Origin of the sequence: uncultured Algoriphagus sp., from assembly GCF_963974835.1 — a bacterium.
Lineage (GTDB): Bacteria > Bacteroidota > Bacteroidia > Cytophagales > Cyclobacteriaceae > Algoriphagus.
Genome location: NZ_CAXBET010000006.1, coordinates 102,222 through 119,657, shown reverse-complemented (window position 1 = coordinate 119,657; position 17,436 = coordinate 102,222). Strand labels below are relative to the sequence as shown.

General features: G+C 40.3%; 20 protein-coding genes. 8 read left to right on the top strand and 12 right to left on the bottom strand.

What is annotated here, in order from left to right:
* Positions 1-5 precede the first annotated feature (5 nt).
* From AACZ73_RS13265 to AACZ73_RS13255, 3 genes are read right to left on the bottom strand one after another with little or no spacing between them, the layout of a single operon-like run.
* A complete protein-coding gene (locus tag AACZ73_RS13265; RefSeq protein ID WP_339878516.1) occupies positions 6-626 on the bottom strand; it encodes a thioredoxin family protein in 621 nt (206 codons plus the stop codon).
* 31 nt (positions 627-657) lie between these two features.
* Positions 658-1,071 (bottom strand): DUF1232 domain-containing protein, encoded by a 414-nt coding sequence (locus AACZ73_RS13260; protein ID WP_339878514.1) that lies wholly within the window; start codon positions 1,069-1,071, stop codon positions 658-660.
* Between the two features lie 2 nt (positions 1,072-1,073).
* Positions 1,074-1,595, bottom strand: coding sequence for a hypothetical protein (locus AACZ73_RS13255; protein WP_339878512.1), 522 nt, complete (start codon positions 1,593-1,595; stop codon positions 1,074-1,076).
* A gap of 110 nt (positions 1,596-1,705) precedes the next feature.
* On the opposite strand from AACZ73_RS13255, the gene AACZ73_RS13250 reads away from it, so the two are divergent.
* Both AACZ73_RS13250 and AACZ73_RS13245 read left to right on the top strand, forming a co-directional pair.
* Entirely contained in the window at positions 1,706-2,020 is a 315-nt protein-coding gene (locus AACZ73_RS13250; protein ID WP_339878510.1) for an iron-sulfur cluster assembly accessory protein, read from the top strand.
* 157 nt (positions 2,021-2,177) lie between these two features.
* Positions 2,178-2,672, top strand: coding sequence for a DUF6265 family protein (locus AACZ73_RS13245; protein ID WP_339878509.1), 495 nt, complete (start codon positions 2,178-2,180; stop codon positions 2,670-2,672).
* Here the strand turns inward: AACZ73_RS13245 and AACZ73_RS13240 are convergent.
* Genes AACZ73_RS13240 through AACZ73_RS13220 form a run of 5 tightly spaced genes read right to left on the bottom strand, consistent with a single transcriptional unit; the run spans position 2,669 to position 6,231 of the window.
* The gene (locus AACZ73_RS13240) at positions 2,669-3,124 is read right to left on the bottom strand and encodes a DUF4268 domain-containing protein (RefSeq protein WP_339878508.1); all 456 of its coding nucleotides are present in this window, start codon (positions 3,122-3,124) and stop codon (positions 2,669-2,671) included. The genes AACZ73_RS13245 and AACZ73_RS13240 overlap by 4 nt on opposite strands.
* A 2-nt stretch (positions 3,125-3,126) precedes the next feature.
* On the bottom strand, positions 3,127-3,990 hold the full coding sequence (locus AACZ73_RS13235) for a ChaN family lipoprotein (RefSeq protein WP_339878507.1): 864 nt from the start codon (positions 3,988-3,990) through the stop codon (positions 3,127-3,129).
* Positions 3,983-4,348 (bottom strand): dihydroneopterin aldolase, encoded by a 366-nt coding sequence (gene folB, locus AACZ73_RS13230; protein ID WP_339878505.1) that lies wholly within the window; start codon positions 4,346-4,348, stop codon positions 3,983-3,985. The genes AACZ73_RS13235 and folB overlap by 8 nt, the downstream gene beginning before the upstream one ends.
* Positions 4,348-5,313: a DivIVA domain-containing protein gene (locus AACZ73_RS13225; protein WP_339878504.1), complete on the bottom strand. Its 966-nt coding sequence runs from the start codon at positions 5,311-5,313 to the stop codon at positions 4,348-4,350. The genes folB and AACZ73_RS13225 overlap by 1 nt, the downstream gene beginning before the upstream one ends.
* Positions 5,314-5,316: 3 nt before the next feature.
* Positions 5,317-6,231 carry a WD40 repeat domain-containing protein gene (locus tag AACZ73_RS13220; protein WP_339878502.1) on the bottom strand — a complete coding sequence of 305 codons (915 nt, stop codon included), beginning with the start codon at positions 6,229-6,231 and terminating at the stop codon, positions 5,317-5,319.
* A 35-nt stretch (positions 6,232-6,266) separates the two neighbouring features.
* Between AACZ73_RS13220 and AACZ73_RS13215 the strand changes: the two genes are divergently transcribed.
* Together AACZ73_RS13215 and AACZ73_RS13210 are read left to right on the top strand one after the other, a co-directional pair.
* Positions 6,267-6,896, top strand: a complete 630-nt coding sequence (locus tag AACZ73_RS13215; RefSeq protein WP_339878500.1) for a 4'-phosphopantetheinyl transferase superfamily protein — start codon at positions 6,267-6,269, stop codon at positions 6,894-6,896.
* Positions 6,897-7,015: 119 nt separating this feature from the next.
* Entirely contained in the window at positions 7,016-7,585 is a 570-nt protein-coding gene (locus tag AACZ73_RS13210; RefSeq protein WP_339878498.1) for a redoxin domain-containing protein, read from the top strand.
* Here AACZ73_RS13210 and AACZ73_RS13205 read toward each other — a convergent pair.
* The 3 genes from AACZ73_RS13205 to AACZ73_RS13195 all read right to left on the bottom strand — a co-directional run bounded on the left by AACZ73_RS13205 (position 7,582) and on the right by AACZ73_RS13195 (position 11,105).
* On the bottom strand, positions 7,582-8,424 hold the full coding sequence (locus tag AACZ73_RS13205) for a transglutaminase-like domain-containing protein (protein WP_339878496.1): 843 nt from the start codon (positions 8,422-8,424) through the stop codon (positions 7,582-7,584). The two genes, AACZ73_RS13210 and AACZ73_RS13205, sit on opposite strands and share 4 nt — an antisense overlap.
* Positions 8,425-8,480: 56 nt before the next feature.
* Positions 8,481-10,106 carry an acyl-CoA carboxylase subunit beta gene (locus AACZ73_RS13200; RefSeq protein ID WP_339878494.1) on the bottom strand — a complete coding sequence of 542 codons (1,626 nt, stop codon included), beginning with the start codon at positions 10,104-10,106 and terminating at the stop codon, positions 8,481-8,483.
* Positions 10,107-10,304: 198 nt separating this feature from the next.
* Positions 10,305-11,105 (bottom strand): N-acetylmuramoyl-L-alanine amidase, encoded by an 801-nt coding sequence (locus AACZ73_RS13195; protein WP_339878492.1) that lies wholly within the window; start codon positions 11,103-11,105, stop codon positions 10,305-10,307.
* A 118-nt stretch (positions 11,106-11,223) separates the two neighbouring features.
* Here AACZ73_RS13195 and AACZ73_RS13190 point away from each other — a divergent pair, with 118 nt between their 5' ends.
* Positions 11,224-13,902 (top strand): putative LPS assembly protein LptD, encoded by a 2,679-nt coding sequence (locus AACZ73_RS13190; protein ID WP_339878490.1) that lies wholly within the window; start codon positions 11,224-11,226, stop codon positions 13,900-13,902.
* A 69-nt stretch (positions 13,903-13,971) separates the two neighbouring features.
* Here the strand turns inward: AACZ73_RS13190 and AACZ73_RS13185 are convergent, their stop codons facing one another.
* The gene (locus AACZ73_RS13185; RefSeq protein WP_339878489.1) at positions 13,972-15,186 is read right to left on the bottom strand and encodes an arginine deiminase family protein; all 1,215 of its coding nucleotides are present in this window, start codon (positions 15,184-15,186) and stop codon (positions 13,972-13,974) included.
* Positions 15,187-15,450: 264 nt separating this feature from the next.
* On the opposite strand from AACZ73_RS13185, the gene AACZ73_RS13180 reads away from it, so the two are divergent.
* The 3 genes from AACZ73_RS13180 (at position 15,451) to AACZ73_RS13170 (ending at position 17,432) form a co-directional block, all read left to right on the top strand.
* Positions 15,451-16,191, top strand: a complete 741-nt coding sequence (locus AACZ73_RS13180; RefSeq protein WP_339878488.1) for a DUF4197 domain-containing protein — start codon at positions 15,451-15,453, stop codon at positions 16,189-16,191.
* 188 nt (positions 16,192-16,379) lie between these two features.
* Entirely contained in the window at positions 16,380-16,817 is a 438-nt protein-coding gene (locus AACZ73_RS13175; protein ID WP_339878487.1) for a response regulator, read from the top strand.
* Between the two features lie 15 nt (positions 16,818-16,832).
* Positions 16,833-17,432 (top strand): biliverdin-producing heme oxygenase, encoded by a 600-nt coding sequence (locus tag AACZ73_RS13170; RefSeq protein ID WP_339878486.1) that lies wholly within the window; start codon positions 16,833-16,835, stop codon positions 17,430-17,432.
* Positions 17,433-17,436 lie beyond the last annotated feature (4 nt).

Sequence of the window (17,436 nt, the reverse complement as noted above, 5' to 3'; positions counted from 1 at the left end):
TTTATTTATAAAGTTGAAGCAATCAGCGGGATCAATTCCTCTGACATTGTTTTGTTTTTATCCCGTGCATACCAAAGATGCGTTCCGTCAGCAAACTCCTTGGAAGTAATGTTTTGAGGATCGAGCTTGTAAGCTTTCAGTCGATTTTGAAGAAATTCCGGTCTAGGTCCCCAGACGAAAAGCTCTTTACTCAAATCCCCAGTTAAGCCAATCAAAATTGGAATTGATCGAGCTCCCTCGGTAAGATAAGCATCCATGAGTGTAGGATTCTCATCACGCAAAACAAATTTTAATTCAATAAGAGGATTCAATTCAGCCAGTTTAGCCATCAATGGTATACTTTGAGCTGCATCTCCACACCAAGCTTCAGTGATCACCAGCCATATTTGGGGAGAAGCAATTGATCTAACTACTTTCTCCAGTTCCGGAGAAACCTTTGCCGTTTTATCCCAGCGATTCATTCGCTGCACATTCATCTTAGTATAATCAAGATAGCTCTCGGGGTGATTGATTCCAGTAGTCTTATTTTCAGCCAAAAGCTGATCAATCATTTCTCGATATTCTGAATATGTCTGAGCCGAATCAATTAGCTCAGAAGAAATCAATGATGTTTGTTGGTCTAGCATTTTCTGTGATTTTGAAAGCTAACAGACCTATTTAGCCTTGAGTTCTCTCCCAATCCAGAAAATCTTCAATCTCATCCTTTACTTTAGCATAAATTGCTAAAACAACACTTAAATCATCCGCAAAACCAAAGAATCCCAAAAAGTCAGGAATGATATCAATGGGAGAAACAAAATAAACGAGTGCCAATAAAACCAGACCAAGGGTACTATTGGTCATCTTATGCACTCCACTAAAATGCGCTTTGATCATTCGAATGAAAACAGATACGGGCTCAATGAGTTTCTTCACGCGGGGGTTATCTCCTACACTCGAAATTTTATTTCCAACCCCAGCGATTAGCTCTGAGACTTTTTCTTTCTGCTTAGCGAGCGCATCTACTTTCTTACCAAAAAGTGCTTTGGCATTATCGATCGTTGCGGAAGTTTTAGACTTGAAGTTGCTCATGATCAAAAGTAAATCTGAATCTCTGATTTTATTTGTTTCAACGCATATCCGATCGGATCGTTCTTTCTATCTAGCGCTTGCGCAAAAATAGCCTTGGCCATATCTACCCCAGTAGCTTCCTCATTGAGGATTTGCCTACTCTGGTTGATAATCGTGGTCACTTCTTCAACCGCTCTCTTAACGGCTTCCCAAGTTTCCTCAGAAAAATATACCTGCTGGGAAAAGTTATGGTTGAATTCCTCCCGAACTTCTGCCAACAAAATCGAATGCAATTCCCCGGATGTTAGCCCTCCCGGATTGGATCTTCTCACCAGATTATTTGGGGTGATGCGCTCCAGGAAAAGGCAAATTCGCTCTGCTGCCTGCAATCTTATTGGGAGAATAGTCTGCGAATTCTGTGTTTTCAGCTCTACCAGCGTCTTTTCCCTTTCCTTCGAAAGAAAAGAAACGACCACTAGATACATGCCATACAGGACTATGCCTGCCGGCAAAAGAATTTTCAATAAATCGGATACATATTCCATTTTTAGGGATTAAACTCGAATTTGCACAAATTATCCTCCTAAGATAGCCTCAGGGGAATGTAAATTTGTATTCTCGCGAACCAATTCCCTGCCAAAATCATTTTCATCACATGATAATCCCAATCAAGATCACAGAAAAGGCCGAAGCCGAGATCAAAAATATCATGACCAATAAAAACATACCTACCGATTACCATCTGCGGGTAGGTGTAAAAGGTGGTGGATGTGGAGGAATGTCTTATGCTTTAGGCTTTGATAAACCAAAGGAGGAAGATCAGAAATTTGAATTGGCGGGAATTCCAGTTTTGATTGAGAAAAAGCACTACATGTTTCTGATGGGAATGCAGATAGATTTTTTTGAAGGCGACGAGGCAAGAGGATTTACGTTCGTGAATCCCGAGATCCCGAAACGTCACGATGTTTAATTTTCATTTTTTAACAGCGAAGGACACGAAGGTTTCGCAGAGAACGCAATTGAAAAAGTTGTTCTGCTTCTCCAGAAGCTGGAATAATATAGCTCTTCATAATCGTAACATTATCCTCAGAATTTTTAATAAATTCATACAGAACAAAACCTTTTCTATGAAAAAGTCAATACTCTCCTTCATTCTACTTTTTATATGTTCAATAGCTTTTTCTCAGGTGAAGCAACTCGAAAAAGATCAAGAGCCAGGTAAAGGAAATGTATCTGAATTGGATTGGCTGGAAGGTTTCTGGACAGGAACTGGATTCGGTGGCGAATGCGAGGAAGTCTGGATGCCTGCAGTCGATGGAAATATGATTGGTACTTTCCGTTTTTGGAGCGAGGGCAAACTTATTTTTTCAGAATTCATGAACATCGTCCAGGATGGGGAGACTTTTTCATTGAAACTCAAACACTTCAATGCTGACCTTTCTCCCTGGGAAGAAAAAGACAAATGGATTACATTTCGATTGGTAGGAACTGAGGAAAACACCGTGTATTTCCACGGTCTAACCATGAAGCGAGTTGGCGATGAGATCAACCTCTGGCTAGCCTTAACTGAAGATGGAGTTCGTACAATTGAGGAATTGAAGTACGTGAAGCGGGAGTTTTAACTCTCAAAACCTGGCTTCACATTACTCCAAAATTCATCCAAGGCGATGATTCTGGGCTTTAGAAATGATATTATCTCTGGCCAATCTGCTTCATTCATCACATTTACGGCTGGTAAAATTTTTTCTATTCTGGAAACCAACTGCCCAAACTCATTCTCTTGGTGCAACTTCCAACTCCATTCTTCGCCTACCTTGACCTCCAGCATTTTTTTAAACTGAGCAAATTGATCAAAATACAACTCCTGCAACTCTTCATCGTGATGACCTAATTCGATCCCAATAGAGGCGAAATCGCGCTCTGCTTTCATCCGAAAATAGATGTTCCTAACACCTGTTTTGTAATTCGGCCAATTGATTCTCCTTCCTTCCGCATTTGGAATTGGTTTCATGTATTGCCCAAAAGCAATCCAAAACTCCGAACGGATTCTCGATGTTTCAGCTTTGTTGTACAAGATTAATAGGTAGTATGGCTGTCGCTAGGTAAGACAAGGATAATTTCACCGGCTTTTGCATTTTTATCATCTAGTTTATCCAATTGATCCTGTGTAACCATGTGGATATCTAAAATTTTCAGATCTGGAAACTCTCTTTTCAAATACCATAAAATACCCTCTCCGTCCTTGGTATGGTATGAACCATTGATATGATAGATCTGCTTTCCTCCACGAATAGGCTCAAAAAGTGATTCTGCCATTGTCGCATCTTTCAAAGCCTGAGCTTGAATCATAAATTCCGAATTGCCCGGCGCGCCATGCATCATATCCTTCATGGCAACGTAGCCTGGCATGCTCATATCTACCTCAATTGGCAGTTCTGCAAAATAATTTTTAGCCTGAGGTGAAAGTGAATCCAAGGCTCCTAAACCAGCCTTACTGACTAGAGAAGCATACTTTCTTGGAACATTCGTGGCAATAAACCTTAAGCCTTTCTCCTTCGCGTAGCGCAAAACAGGGCGGTAATCCGTGTTGTAATTCTTCCAAAGATTCGCCTCAGCTTCGAAATTGCTTTCGGTAATTTGACCTGAAAACCACTCGTCCAAGTTCAACTGATCTTCTCGCTCAAAAATCTCTGATCCTACTACCAAATCAGGATTCTGAGTTTGCAATCCCTTCAGCACCTGCAATTGTAACCAGTGCCCAATACTGTTATTGTGAAGCTCCCCAATGAAAACTGCATCTACCTCATTAGCAACTTTGAGTACATCCTTCAGATCTATTTTTTTGCCTTTGTTAGTAAAAAACTGATACGCCTCACCCTGCGCATTGATTGTTACTATTGACCAAAAAATCAATAAAATCGCAAATAAGGATTTACGCATAATCTTCAGGATATTGAATTTGCACGGAAGAGAAGCTTACCAATCCCCCAAGTGCAGGGTGATGTTTTTTAAGCGTTAATCTGATTTTGGTGGTTCTGGGATAAGCTTCCAAAATATCGGTCACGATCATATGCCCCAAATGTTCGAGCAGTTTAACCTTCACATCCATTCTTGCTTTAATGAGTTTATACAATTTGGAATAATCCACAGTTGCACTCAAATCATCATGTAGCATAGCTTCCCTGAACTCAGTTTCCAATTCAAGATCCAGCGTAAAGCGATTTCCAAGTATAGATTCCTCCGGATATGCTCCGTGATAAGCATGAAATTCAATCCCTTCGAGACTTACTTTTCCCATTAGTCAAACTGGTCAAAAAATGACCCTGATTCATTCTTAGGATGAGCTGGATACTGGGGAGATCTTGCTTGGGAAGTTCTTGGTTCTTCAAATGGCTTCTTTTCCTTAGCTTCCTCCATTTCCTCGATATCCTCATCCAAGACCTCATCCTCCAATTCCATCTTAGTATCTTCAAGTTCCAATTCTTCCTCAGCATCCTCTTCGATTTCCATTTGCAAATCAGGAGTTGAATCATGATCCTCTAGTTCCAAATCTTCTTCTATTGACTCCATCTCATCCATAGGACTTTCTTCAAATTGCTCCTCTTCCTGTTCCTCTTCTTCATATCCAAGATTCCCTAGGTTTGCAAAAGTAAAAGTCTGCGATCTGCTCAACTCATCTATAGCCCGAGCATGTGCTTTTGCATCTATTCTTGTATAATGGGCGTCTGATAGATCTATTTGATTTAAGGCATCCTGTGCAATCCTCTTGAGGCTCTTCACCATATTTTCACGCTGCTCTGCCAGACCTTCATATGATCTGACTAGTCCCTGCATACTTTCTCTAAGCTCCACAATTGTTTCCTTTGCTTTGGCCTCCGCAGCTCCTATAATAGCCGCTGCTTGGTCTTCAGCTTGTTTTCTGGAATCGGCCACTAGCTTATCGATGTGCTTCGTAGCATTTTCAGCTGTTTCGTTAGCATCAGCAATGATCAGATCGGCTGCTTCATTTGCCTCCACTATAATGGATGCCCCAGTATCTTCAGCTGTTTTCAGGGTGCGAAAGAGTGATTCTTCCACATCTTTCAGACGCTTTGCTTCAGCTTCTGTATGCTGCAGCTTAGTCTTAAGCTCCATATTTTCCTTATGCAAAGCATCTACTACTTCAGAGATTTCATCTAAAAACAGCGTTACATCTTTTTTTTCATATCCTCTGAATCCTACTTCAAAGGTTTTTTGCCGAATGGCTGCTGGTGTGATCTTCATAACTTAATTTGCTTCAATTTGCCAAATAGAAATAGTCCGGTCATCTGACACAGAAATTACATTGCCCTGATAGCTACTCCAAATAACTTTATTTATTGAAGTACCATGGCCTGCATTTCTTGCTTTGTCTATAACCTTGCGGAGTTTCTTTTCACCTACATCCCAAATCTTAATTGACTTGTCCATGGAGCAGGTGACAAGGAGATTGCCGTCCTCCTTGAAATATAAATAATTAATGGCATACATATGTGCCACGATGTTTTCTTCTAATGAATAGCTTTCCGCTTCCCAAAATTTTAACTGGGCGTCCCTCCCTGCACTGACCAACATAGACTCATCAGGTGAATATGATAGTGCAAATACTGAATTGGTGTGCCCGGTTAAATTAGCAATTGGGCGGAAATTATCTGATAAGTCCAATATCTTAACGGTATGGTCACTCAATCCTAAAGCCAGATGGCGTCTGTCTTTTGCCAAAGACATCACGCGTATACTCTTATCACTCAGTTTGATATGCTTTTTGACCGTTTTAGAATTGATATCAACCACAATTAGCACTCCGTCTCCTGTTCCTATGTAAGCTTCGTCCCCGAAGATTTTGATATCAAAGATCGACTGATCAGTTAGCTTAAGAGACCATGCTTTCTTTCCTTCATTTAGGTCTATTACATGAATTCCTTCAAAATTATGCCCAATGAAAAGCAAGTTACGAATCGGGTCAGTAGTAAGCGCATAGACTGAATGCGGTAGTCTTGCAATCAATTTACCATCCTTCGGATGGTCAAGATCCCATTCCACCACCATTCCATCCCCCGCACCGGTATAAAAAAATCGGGGATCACAGCCCTCAGTCAATGCATAGATACAGTCATTGTGCCCTGTTAGTGTTTGTAATTTATTAACTTCTATTTTTGACATATATTGGACGGAGACTTTGGGTGCCCTTCTGGCCTATGCAGACAAAAATAGAAAAAATTGATTCTTCCTCGGCCTTGGCCATCAAGATTATCGAAACTCAGGATGAAAATGAATTGGATTTCCTCAGCTTTCGGGAAAAGCTAGCCTATGCAAATATTTCCCATCATGAAAAAAAAAGGGAGTGGGCTACGGCGCGAATGGCTATCCGGGATGCCTTGGATGTTTTGCATGTGCCCTATCCTGGATTTTTCAAAGATGAACATGGCAAATCTCAAGCTATGAACGGACATGGATTTATATCGCTTTCTCACACGATGGGCTATGCAGGAGCAATCTATCATCGGGATAACCCAGTAGGGATTGATATGGATCTGATCCGGGATAAAATCCTGAGGATTGGATTTCGGTTTTTGGATCAATCTGAATTAGACTTCCTGGAAAAAGATCCCTTACATTACACCATGGCTTGGTCGGCTAAAGAATCCATTTTTAAATGTCAGGGAAAACGCGGTGTTTCCTTCCGAGAGAATATTTTGCTGGACCCATTCGATTCCAACACCGGGATCATCAAAGGAAAAGTTCGTGGCACGGATTTTACTGATCATCATTATACAGTACAAGTTCGTGTGATTTCGGACGTTGTACTTACCTACACTATCTGGTAAATGAAATGATCCTGCTACAGACAGGGTTAACATTAGGAAAAAGACAAAGTAGCCGCCTTCCTTGAAAGTCCTTAAGCCTGCCAAGATTAATTGGGAGGACTAGAAAAAAACTATAACATATGAAAAAACTCAACATATTAATCCTAATACTCCTATTTGCTACTTATTCACTTTCCGCTCAAAGCCTGGAAACGATCAATCTTACGGATGCCGTCACCGGCAAAGTAATTAATATACAGTCACAGGTAAAAGGAAAAGGATTAATTCTGATTTTTCACAGCCTGGCTTGCCCCTTTGCCAAAATGTATGAATCGCGCTTGGTCGCATTGCGCACTAAATATCAAAGTCAGGGATTTACATTTATTTTGGTCAACCCGGAAGTCAGCACTAATGAGGATGACAAAACTGCGATGCGTAACTACATTGATCAATCTGATATCAACACTCCTTATTTGATCGATGAAAAACAGGCACTCACCAAACACTTTAATGTTACCAAAATCCCGGAAGTTATCTTCCTTTCTCCGGAAGGAAAGGTAAACTATAGAGGAGCACTTGACAATAACCCTCAGGCAGAAACGGCTGTATCCGCTCACTACTTGGATAGAGCAATTGATTCTATCTTAAAAGGGGAGGCACCGACACCTGAACAGGCCAGAGCAGTAGGCTGCAACGTCAAGACTTATTAAGCGTTCAACAGCTCTATCAATTCTTTGATTTCCTCGACTTTATCCGATTCACCGAGTTTCTCAAAAGCATTTTCCAAGTTTCTGAACATTCTTATCATCATTTGCAAATGCCCGCAAGGCTCAAAGTATTCTGGCTTTGGCTCTATTTTCAACTGCTCCAAATAATTAAAAATATCCTTTCTGCTAAATATCAACCCCTTGTTAAAGGCATTGATGTAAAAGGTAACATCCGCAGATTTATAAGTAAGTACAAACAGGTTGGGAAGATTAACCCCATAAATCGGCAAGCCCAGCTTCTTTGCTACTAGCAAATAGATAGAGCACAAGGTCAGTGGATTTCCACGCTTTGAATCCAATACCGAAGAAAGCATGCTATTGGCAGGAGAGTGAAAATTCTTGCTATTGGCAGAAAAACGGAGCGTATTGAACAAGACATTGTTAATGGCACGCACCTGTTCGTAAGGAGTCAAATCACTTTTAAAAGCAGTCCAGACATCGAAATAAATCTGATGCATTTCTGCATTTAGCTTTGCATATTCGAGATCCGGATATTGATAAGTATTGATGATCCAAAGTCCGGTAAGCAAATCCCGATCATCCGTATCTCTCCAGTCTATCAGCCTTTCTTTCAAGAGAGAAAACTGTAAGTCATGTACCAACTCCTCGATCTCTTTCTGAATATCCGGATTAAAACTATTCTCCCATTTTTTCTCTAAAAAAGGAATAATGTCATTGCCCAGAGAAATAATCCGATCACGAACGTGCATTCTTACTTCTCGATCAGAATCATCCAATAAGGATACCAAGGCATTTAATTCTCCAGGTGTCAACTCACTCATAGTCAAAAGGCTGCGGATAATGGGCTAAAACTGTAAAATAAGATACTAAATTCATCCTAAGTTTGGATCACTCCTACATTAAATCTTTCAGTTTTTGGAGCATGATTTGCAGCTTCTATTCCCATACTGATCACTTTCCTGGTCTCTGTAGGATTAATTACTCCATCTACCCAAAGTCTGGAAGCAGCATAATATGGACTGAGTTCCTCATTGTATTTGGAAGTGATTTCATCAAGCAATTCTTTCTCATCCTCAGGTGTTATTTCCAGTCCTTTTTTCTTCAATCCTGCAACTTTGATCTGAAGTAAGGTATTTGCCGCCGCCGCACCCGACATCACTGCCATCTGAGCAGTAGGCCAGGAATAGATCAAGCGGGGATCATATGCTTTGCCACACATGGCATAATTACCTGCTCCGTAAGAATTGCCAAGTATAAAAGTGAATTTTGGAACGACTGAATTTGCCATGGCATTTACCATTTTGGCGCCGTCCTTAATAATCCCCCCATGCTCTGCTTTGCTCCCTACCATAAACCCACTGACGTCCTGCAAAAAAACAAGTGGGATTTTACGCTGGTTGCAATTCATGATAAACCGTGCAGCTTTGTCTGCCGAGTCAGAATAAATCACTCCTCCCATCTGCATTTCACCCTTGGCAGTTTTGACGATCTTCCTCTGATTCGCTACTATTCCCACTGCCCAGCCATCGATTCTCGCAGTGCCACAAATCAATGTTTTGCCGTAGTCTTCCTTGTATTCATCAAAGTCTCCAGCGTCCACAAGTCCTTTCACAATCTGGAGCATATCATAAGGTTTCACTCGCTCAGTCGGAAATGACGCTATCAGTTCTTGATCGGTTAATCCTGGCTTCTTTACATCAATCCTGTCAAAACCAGCAGTAGGATTATGACCTATTTTATCAAAAATCTTTCGGATCGCGTCCAGGCAATCCTGATCTGTGTCGTATTTATTATCCGTCACACCAGAGATTTCACTGTGTGTAGTCGCTCCACCAAGTGTTTCATTATCAATCGTCTCACCGATTGCTGATTTCACCAAATAGGATCCTGCCAAGAAAATAGAACCTGTTTTGTCCACTATCATAGCTTCGTCAGACATAATCGGCAAGTAGGCGCCCCCAGCCACACAGCTCCCCATGATCGCGGCAACTTGTATAATTCCCATCGCAGACATTTGTGCATTGTTTCGGAATTGTCTTCCAAAATGCTCTTTGTCCGGGAAGATCTCATTTTGCATAGGGAGAAAAACTCCTGCGCTATCTACCAGATAAATCACAGGAATTCGATTTTCCATGGCTATTTCCTGAGCACGAAGATTTTTCTTGGCTGTCATGGGAAACCATGCACCTGCCTTCACGGTCGCGTCATTGGCGACAATCATGCACATTCTCCCGCTCACATAGCCAATTCCTGTGACCACGCCACCGGATGGGCAACCTCCCTCCTCCTGATACATGCCATCGGCGACAAAAGCCCCAACTTCTAAAAAATCAGTGTTCTCATCACGCAAATAATCAATTCGCTCACGGGCTGTGAGCTTCCCTTTTGCATGCTCTTTTTCTATTCTCTTGGCACCTCCACCCAGTTTTACCTGCTCGTATTTCTCTCGTAATTCCTCAAGTAAATTGTCCATGGACGGGCTGGAATTTCCTGTAGTCGGCATCGTTAGTCAAATTTGGGTTAAGATTCAAAAACCAACTATCAGTTAGAATGGTTTATCCTAAGTTAAAAAAACAATTGTGAAGTCCGGAATTGGGTAAGTAAGTAAAGGAAAGTATCCAGTCGTATTCACATTGTTTAAAGAAAAAGCCCTTTTCTGACGAAAAGGGCGGATGTTAATTAATTGTAATTTGCTTTAAAATTAATTTGACTCAACAGCTTCTTTATAATCACGGATGGATCTATAAATTGCTGAAGCCATATACTCCTTGCCTTGTTGACTCATAAGGAATTGCTCCTCTGTTGAATTAGACAAAAATCCCAATTCTACTAAAACTGAGGGCATGGACGGGGTCCAAAGCACATAGAAAGGACCTTGCTTTACTCCACGACTTTTTCTCCCTACTCTTTCTCTAAACTGGGTCTCTACGTTATCTGCTAATGTCACTGAGTTTTCGAAGTGTACTTTTGACATCAAATTAAACATCATGTAGGACTCTGGGGAAGCAGGGTCAAACCCTTCATAGTTTTCCTCGTAATTGTCCTCCAGAAGGATTACAGAATTTTCGCGTTTAACTATATCAAAGTTTGCGTCAAAATGCTTGGTACCCATCACAAAGGTTTCAGTACCATACGCAGATTTATTTGCCGCAGAATTGGAATGAATTGATACAAATAAGTCTGCCTTGTTATTATTAGCGATCATAGGTCGATCTTTCAAGGCCGGAAAGCTGTCATCTTTCCTAGTATAAACTACTTCAACATCTGGAAGATTTTCCTTAATGTACTTACCAACCAAAAGTGTGACAGCAAGATTGATGTCTTTCTCCTTCGACCTAGACCCCAGATTACCAGGATCTTTACCACCATGACCTGCATCAAGCACGATTTTTTTCATCCGAAACATCGGCATCATTGAATCGTTAGTGATAAATCCACCAAATAAGAAGGGAATACATAAAATTAAACTAAGGAGAATTTTTTTGTTTTTGGACCGTTCCATGAGGGCAATAAAATTAACTTTACACGAAATTTCACTCAAATTAAATAAAGCGTAAGCAACAGTGCAGGGATTCAGGCTCTTTTTATTTTGCTTTTATGGGCTATTGATTGTTCCGCTGGTGGCGACTGCGCAAGACCCTATTCGCAAAGTTGATGAAAAGCCTTTGACGCTTCCCGATACGCTGATGCCGCCTTCGCTAGACTTAGCAGCATTAGACACTTTGCCTAATTCCACTGATACGCTCGCGTTATCTGATTCGACAAAAATTATGCCTAGGAGTGATATCTCCACAGATATCACCTACTATGGAGAAGATAGTATAGTTTCCGATTTTACAGAAAACAAAGTTTATCTCTACAACCAAGCTTGGTTCGAGTACGGTACAATGAGATTGGAAGCAGACCTTATTGTCATAGACTGGAAAAACTCAGAGCTTTATGCTTCCGGAGTTACGGATAGTTTAGGGAATGTAACCGGAAATCCATTTTTCAAGGATGGGAACGCATCGTATGAAATCCGTAAGGAAATGCGGTACAACTTTAAAACCCAAAAAGCCATCATCAAGGATGTGGTCACCGAACAGCAAGATGGTATTTTGCGAGGGGAAACGATTAAAAAATTAGAGGACGGAAGTGTTTACTTAGCAAATGGCTACTACTCTACCTGTACGCTAGCTACTCCACATTACCATGTAGCGGCCAATAAAATCAAATCTGTGCACAATGGACAAATTGTAGCAGGACCTTTCAACCTGTATTTTAACGGCATCCCCACACCCCTAGGACTGCCTTTTGGAATACTTCCCAACACACCTGAAGAAAAGGCGTCAGGTATTATTTTCCCTTCCTATGGACAGGAACAAAAGAGAGGATTATATCTGCGTGATTTGGGCTACTATTTTGCAATCAACGATTATATCCATGCGAGAGTGACCGGGGATATTTATTCAAACGGCGGATATGGGCTCAAATCACAGGCTGTCTATAAAAAACGCTATCGATTTGGCGGATCATTCAATATTGACTTCCAGAAATTTAAATCTCCGGAAACCGAATTAAACCCTGTCGATTACAATACCTTCCGTATTCAATGGTCTCATACACCTGTATCCCGTGGTAATAGTAATTTTTCTGCTTCGGTAAACGCAGGTTCCACCAGCTATTTCAACAATATCATCAACCCGAATAGCTACACCAACAATGTAACTTCCGATCTATCTTCGAATATAAACTACACCAAGACTTTTACCGGAACGCCTTTCTCTATGTCAGCAAGTATGAGGCATTCCCAAAGTGTGCAGACAGGTGAAGTACAACTCAGTTTGCCGACCATGAACGTGAGTATGAATCGGCAAAGCCCGTTCAAAAACGCAAAATTTGAGCCGCTGAAAACCTTCTATGTGGGATATACACTGGACCTGCAGAACACTATTACCAATAAGGTGGAACAAAATTTCGGTGTAGATCCAGATTTGGTGGAAAATCTTGATGAACCGGATTTAGTAAAATTTACTCCATCCAACTTTGTTTATCTGCTCGAAAACGCAAATAACGGGGTGAGAAACAGGATTCCGGTAAGTTCTAATTTCACACTCTTCAAATATTTCACAGGTACAGCTTCTGCCAACTTAACTGAACTTTGGTATCTCAAAAGAATTAATTACTTCTATAATCCTGAAGAAGAGCGGGTAGACAAAATTCTGGAAGATGGCTTTAACCGGGTGACTTTCTATTCTACATCGTTTAGCATGGCCACTAACATCTATGGCTACTTTGATTTCAAAAAAGGGAAAATCAAAACAATTCGGCAGCATATTCAGCCTTCAGTTGGCTTCAACTTCACTCCGGATTTTTCAGATCCTTCGTTTGGCTACTATCAGAACGTCCGGATAAATGAAGAAGGGGACACCCGTATATATTCCAGGCATGCAAACTTTTCTTATGGTGGTGCCCCATTGGGAGAAAGCAGATCCATGAGTTTCAATATCCGTAGTGTGTTGGAAGCCAAAATCCTGAACAAAGAAGACTCCACTGGTGATAATCCCACCAAGAAGATCTCCCTGTTAGAAAACATTGATTTGGCTTCCAACTATAATTTTGCGGCTGACTCTTTTGCACTTGCTCCTATACGCATCAGTGCAAGGACCAGTTTTTTTGACAGAAAACTATCTGTAAATATGAGTTCTACGCTGGATCCCTATGCCACTCGACCATTTATCACCACAAATGGAACACCATCAATCCGATCTATAAATGAATATGCCTGGAAAAATGGTCAGGGAATAGGCACTATTAGAAGTGCTTCACTGAACATGAATGCTTCCATAAATCCCAGCAATGCCCAAAATCCAGCTGAGGTCCGGGATGAAATAACGAGCGAATTTATGCAGCAGGGAGGCATAATGAATGAATTTGTAGAAAGTGAGATAAATCGGATTGCCACTGACCCAAGCCAATACATAGATTGGGATATTCCATGGAATTTATCATTCGGATACGTTCTTTCATACAGCAAGCAGGTAACAGGGAGAAAGAATATTACGCAGACGATCAGTATGAACGGAGATTTTTCATTGTCTGAAAAGTGGAAAATGACCTTCAACACAGGTTTTGATGCTCAGACAAAAGAGCTTACCCAAACTATGATCAGTATAGCTAGAGATTTGCACTGCTGGCAGATGAATGTCAGTTGGATTCCTTTCGGCAGATTCACATCTTACAATATTGATATCCGTGTGAAATCGACGATTCTTCAGGATTTGAAAGTATCGAGAAGAAGATCATTCTTTGACAACTAGAGAAGCTGAGAAGTTTAAAGTTTGAATTCGAAAAGAGGAATAATTAGAATTTTTTCTTCCAAATTTCCACTACACCCGCGACCTGCTTATCGGCATAGTCATACACCTTGGTCCTCCTAGACCCCGAGAAAGCTCAGAGGAAGGAATTTCCAATACTTCAACCCCCATATTCCTCAAAGCTCTATTAGTATGGATGTTTCGGTTGTATGATATTACTCTGCGTGGACCGATCGCAAAGACATTTGCTCCATCAAACCACTGTTCACGCATCGCATAGTCAGGATTTCCATTTGCAGTATGCAAAATTTCGAGATGAGGAATTTCCCTCTCCAAAACAGTTAGCAAGGACTCCTTAAGTACTTCACGCTTGATGTGTACTTTTCCATCCTTAATCTCCTTCAGCGTAAAGAGTGATGTCTGTAATACAGCGTTCATCGCATCTGGATAAGTCAAAACTAAGTTTTCATCCAAAATAGTAAACACCGTATCTAAGTGCATAAACTGTCTTTTATTAGGCAAATGAACTTCATAAACGCGTTCCACAGTCCCTTCAGCCAGCATTGCCTTAGCTGCATGGTAGATCGCCTTTTCATCAGTCCGCTCCGAATTGCCGATCGCTACAGCTTTATGAGACAATATTATAACATCTCCCCCTTCAATACTTGGAGGATTGTCATGTGTAGCCACTGGATAGAGTTTATTGATATTTTCTTTGAAATCAGGATGGTTTTCAAAAACAGTCCTAAGCAAATCCGCTTCTCGCTGTCTTCCTTCCATTCGCATACTTGAAAAGATAATTCCTCCAGGAGTGAGAGCCATAGGATCTCTCTGAAAATATAAGTTAGGGCACGGAGATATGACAAATGCGAATTCCATTAATTCTCCTGCATTGAGGTTGGGAATTTTCTTTCTTAATTCATGAACCTTCAGTCCAGCTGTAAGGATCCCTGCACACTCTGCTGTGGAATATCTAACCAGAATTGCCTCAGCCAGATGAACCATTCCCGAGCGTTTTAAAGATTCCTTCAGGAGGTTAAGCAAGACTTCCTGATCATAAAGCACCCGTATCAGCAACTCGCGCAATTGATAGACATGAGCCCCAGTAGATTCTTTGATCAAATTGGAAAAAGTGTCATGCTCCCGCTGCAAAGCTTCAAGATAGGGCACATCATCAAAAAGGAGAAATTCTTTATTGTAAGGAGTGAGCCTGTCAATTTCCTTTCCTGGTCTATGCATCAAAACAGCCTTGAGTGTGCCGAATTCTGAATTAAGTCTGAGATTCATTTCATTAACATATTATCATCCATTTTAATTAATAATTATCATATCTCAAAAAATTGAACGTAGTTATTAATAAAATGAAAAATTTCAGCTTTACTTCTTCTTGGATTACTACTTTAAGTTTTCTGCTCAAATCCGCCAAACAAAGTGATGATGAAAGCAGTGAATCAAAATTTTTAATTGCTGTTTGATCATTGTTTAATTATCAACGAAAACAAATTTGGGTATCATTGTTGAAAGTAAAGAACTCCAACCAAGCTACTTCCTATGAAATTTCAACAATCCAAATACAAAAAGCTATCTATTTCATTCATTCTACTTAGCGTACTTTTTCTTGGAGGATGTGATACGCTAAGTCAGATAAGTAAATCCCTGGATCTAGGCACTCCTACAGATTCAGAGATTAATTCCGGCTTGAAACAAGCCTTAGAATATGGTACGAGCTACGCTTCAGGGGAACTATCCAAGGAGGATGGCTATTTCGGAAATATCGCAGTGAAGATATTATTTCCTGATGAAGCAAAAAAAGTAGAGAATACACTCCGATCCTTAGGTTTAGGATCTGTTTGTGATCAAGTGATATTGAGTGTTAATCGAGCAGCTGAAGATGCTGCCAAAGAGGCAAAGCCAATATTTGTAGATGCCATCAAGCAAATGACAATTACAGATGTGAAAAACATTCTGCTAGGTCAAAATGATGCTGCTACTCAATATTTCGAAGGCAAAACCACAAGTTCCCTAGAGTCTAAATTTAAACCTGTCATTCAATCCAGTCTTGATAAAGTAGGTGCTACAAAATATTGGAGTGACTTGATTACCAAATACAACAAGGTGCCACTTGTCACGCCTATAGAAGCTGACTTATCTACCTACGTAACAAAGAAAGCGATTGATGGTCTCTTCCATGAAATCGCTATAGAAGAATTGAAAATCCGGGAATCAGCAGCAGCTAGAAGCACATTTTTATTACAAAAAGTATTCGGGTATGCGGAAAAACAAGGTTCATGATAATTGATTAAGTCCCCTTATCTAAACTTGTGACAAATCAGAAACCGAACAATTAATATTCGATTTTCTGTCCAAAATTATCTCTAATCTTTAATGCACAGACCATCAGTCAAATTTCGCATTACCTCAATATTATTTGTGGTATATTTGCGAATTCAACACTAGCTAGTTGTGCTGCCAATTTATATATGAACGAGAAGCTAACAATATTTTATACTGACGATGACATTGATGACTTGGAGTTTTTCAAGACTATCGTGAATATGATAACTGAAGACTATGCTGTTGTAACTCATATGGATGGGCATCAATTGTTGCAAGCACTTGATAACCCTCCGCCAAATCCATACTTGCTTTTTCTGGATATCAATATGCCTGGAATGAATGGTCTGGAAATCCTTCAGACTGTAAGGAAATCTGAGAAACATTCTGGCCTTCCAATTATTATGTTTTCTACAACAAGGGATGAATTCATCATTCGGAAAACACGTGAATTAGGAGCTAATTTTTATATCCCTAAAGCAAGTAGTTTCAAAGACCTGCGTAAATCAATTGAACATTCGCTTCAAATAAATTGGAGTAGTTTCATCGCTGACCAAAGTAATTACTTGTACAATTTTAATTGACCGTATTAATATTGTATGAGTGCCCAAGTTTTGACCTCTTTTTTACCACAAAGACTCAAAGAAGCTACTTCTGAGCTCCATCAGGACCTGGAAAGCTTGTCTATTTCCAAATCCATCCTCAAGGCAGATGTGACTTCTGAGGAATATCTCAAGTATCTTGATCTGATGCATGACATCATCTATTCGGTGGAGTCAACCCTATTTCCTTTACTCCATGATTATGTCCCAGATTTGGAAGACCGGAAGAAAGCCAGATGGATTGAGCAGGATTTTAGTCAATTAAGCTACCCAAAACATACTTCCATTAATGTACTGGAGGGAATGGAAAACATCTCTGTAGGTTTTGCTTTAGGAATGCTCTATGTGCTGGAGGGATCCACATTGGGAGGAAGAATTATATCAAAACACATATTGAAAACACTTGGATATGATTTCCATACTGGAGCTGCCTATTTTAATGGATATGGTGATCAAACGGGTGCATATTGGAAAAATTTTTTGGCAGTTTTAGTAGCCCACGAAAAAACCCACAACACTAGTGGTGAGATTATTGAGGGAGCAGTTTTTGCATTTCAAAAAATCAAGAATCATTTTATAGCAAATACCAGCAGATAGTTTT

Bases quoted from the DNA above. Each gene is read 5' to 3' on its own strand.
- AACZ73_RS13265 (WP_339878516.1), bottom strand. From the start codon at position 626: ATGCTAGACCAACAAACATCATTGATTTCTTCTGAGCTAATTGATTCG.
- AACZ73_RS13260 (WP_339878514.1), bottom strand. From the start codon at position 1,071: ATGAGCAACTTCAAGTCTAAAACTTCCGCAACGATCGATAATGCCAAA.
- AACZ73_RS13255 (WP_339878512.1), bottom strand. From the start codon at position 1,595: ATGGAATATGTATCCGATTTATTGAAAATTCTTTTGCCGGCAGGCATA.
- AACZ73_RS13250 (WP_339878510.1), top strand. From the start codon at position 1,706: ATGATAATCCCAATCAAGATCACAGAAAAGGCCGAAGCCGAGATCAAA.
- AACZ73_RS13245 (WP_339878509.1), top strand. From the start codon at position 2,178: ATGAAAAAGTCAATACTCTCCTTCATTCTACTTTTTATATGTTCAATA.
- AACZ73_RS13235 (WP_339878507.1), bottom strand. From the start codon at position 3,990: ATGCGTAAATCCTTATTTGCGATTTTATTGATTTTTTGGTCAATAGTA.
- folB (WP_339878505.1), bottom strand. From the start codon at position 4,348: ATGGGAAAAGTAAGTCTCGAAGGGATTGAATTTCATGCTTATCACGGA.
- AACZ73_RS13225 (WP_339878504.1), bottom strand. From the start codon at position 5,313: ATGAAGATCACACCAGCAGCCATTCGGCAAAAAACCTTTGAAGTAGGA.
- AACZ73_RS13220 (WP_339878502.1), bottom strand. From the start codon at position 6,231: ATGTCAAAAATAGAAGTTAATAAATTACAAACACTAACAGGGCACAAT.
- AACZ73_RS13215 (WP_339878500.1), top strand. From the start codon at position 6,267: ATGCAGACAAAAATAGAAAAAATTGATTCTTCCTCGGCCTTGGCCATC.
- AACZ73_RS13210 (WP_339878498.1), top strand. From the start codon at position 7,016: ATGAAAAAACTCAACATATTAATCCTAATACTCCTATTTGCTACTTAT.
- AACZ73_RS13205 (WP_339878496.1), bottom strand. From the start codon at position 8,424: ATGAGTGAGTTGACACCTGGAGAATTAAATGCCTTGGTATCCTTATTG.
- AACZ73_RS13200 (WP_339878494.1), bottom strand. From the start codon at position 10,106: ATGCCGACTACAGGAAATTCCAGCCCGTCCATGGACAATTTACTTGAG.
- AACZ73_RS13195 (WP_339878492.1), bottom strand. From the start codon at position 11,105: ATGGAACGGTCCAAAAACAAAAAAATTCTCCTTAGTTTAATTTTATGT.
- AACZ73_RS13185 (WP_339878489.1), bottom strand. From the start codon at position 15,186: ATGAATCTCAGACTTAATTCAGAATTCGGCACACTCAAGGCTGTTTTG.
- AACZ73_RS13180 (WP_339878488.1), top strand. From the start codon at position 15,451: ATGAAATTTCAACAATCCAAATACAAAAAGCTATCTATTTCATTCATT.
- AACZ73_RS13175 (WP_339878487.1), top strand. From the start codon at position 16,380: ATGAACGAGAAGCTAACAATATTTTATACTGACGATGACATTGATGAC.
- AACZ73_RS13170 (WP_339878486.1), top strand. From the start codon at position 16,833: ATGAGTGCCCAAGTTTTGACCTCTTTTTTACCACAAAGACTCAAAGAA.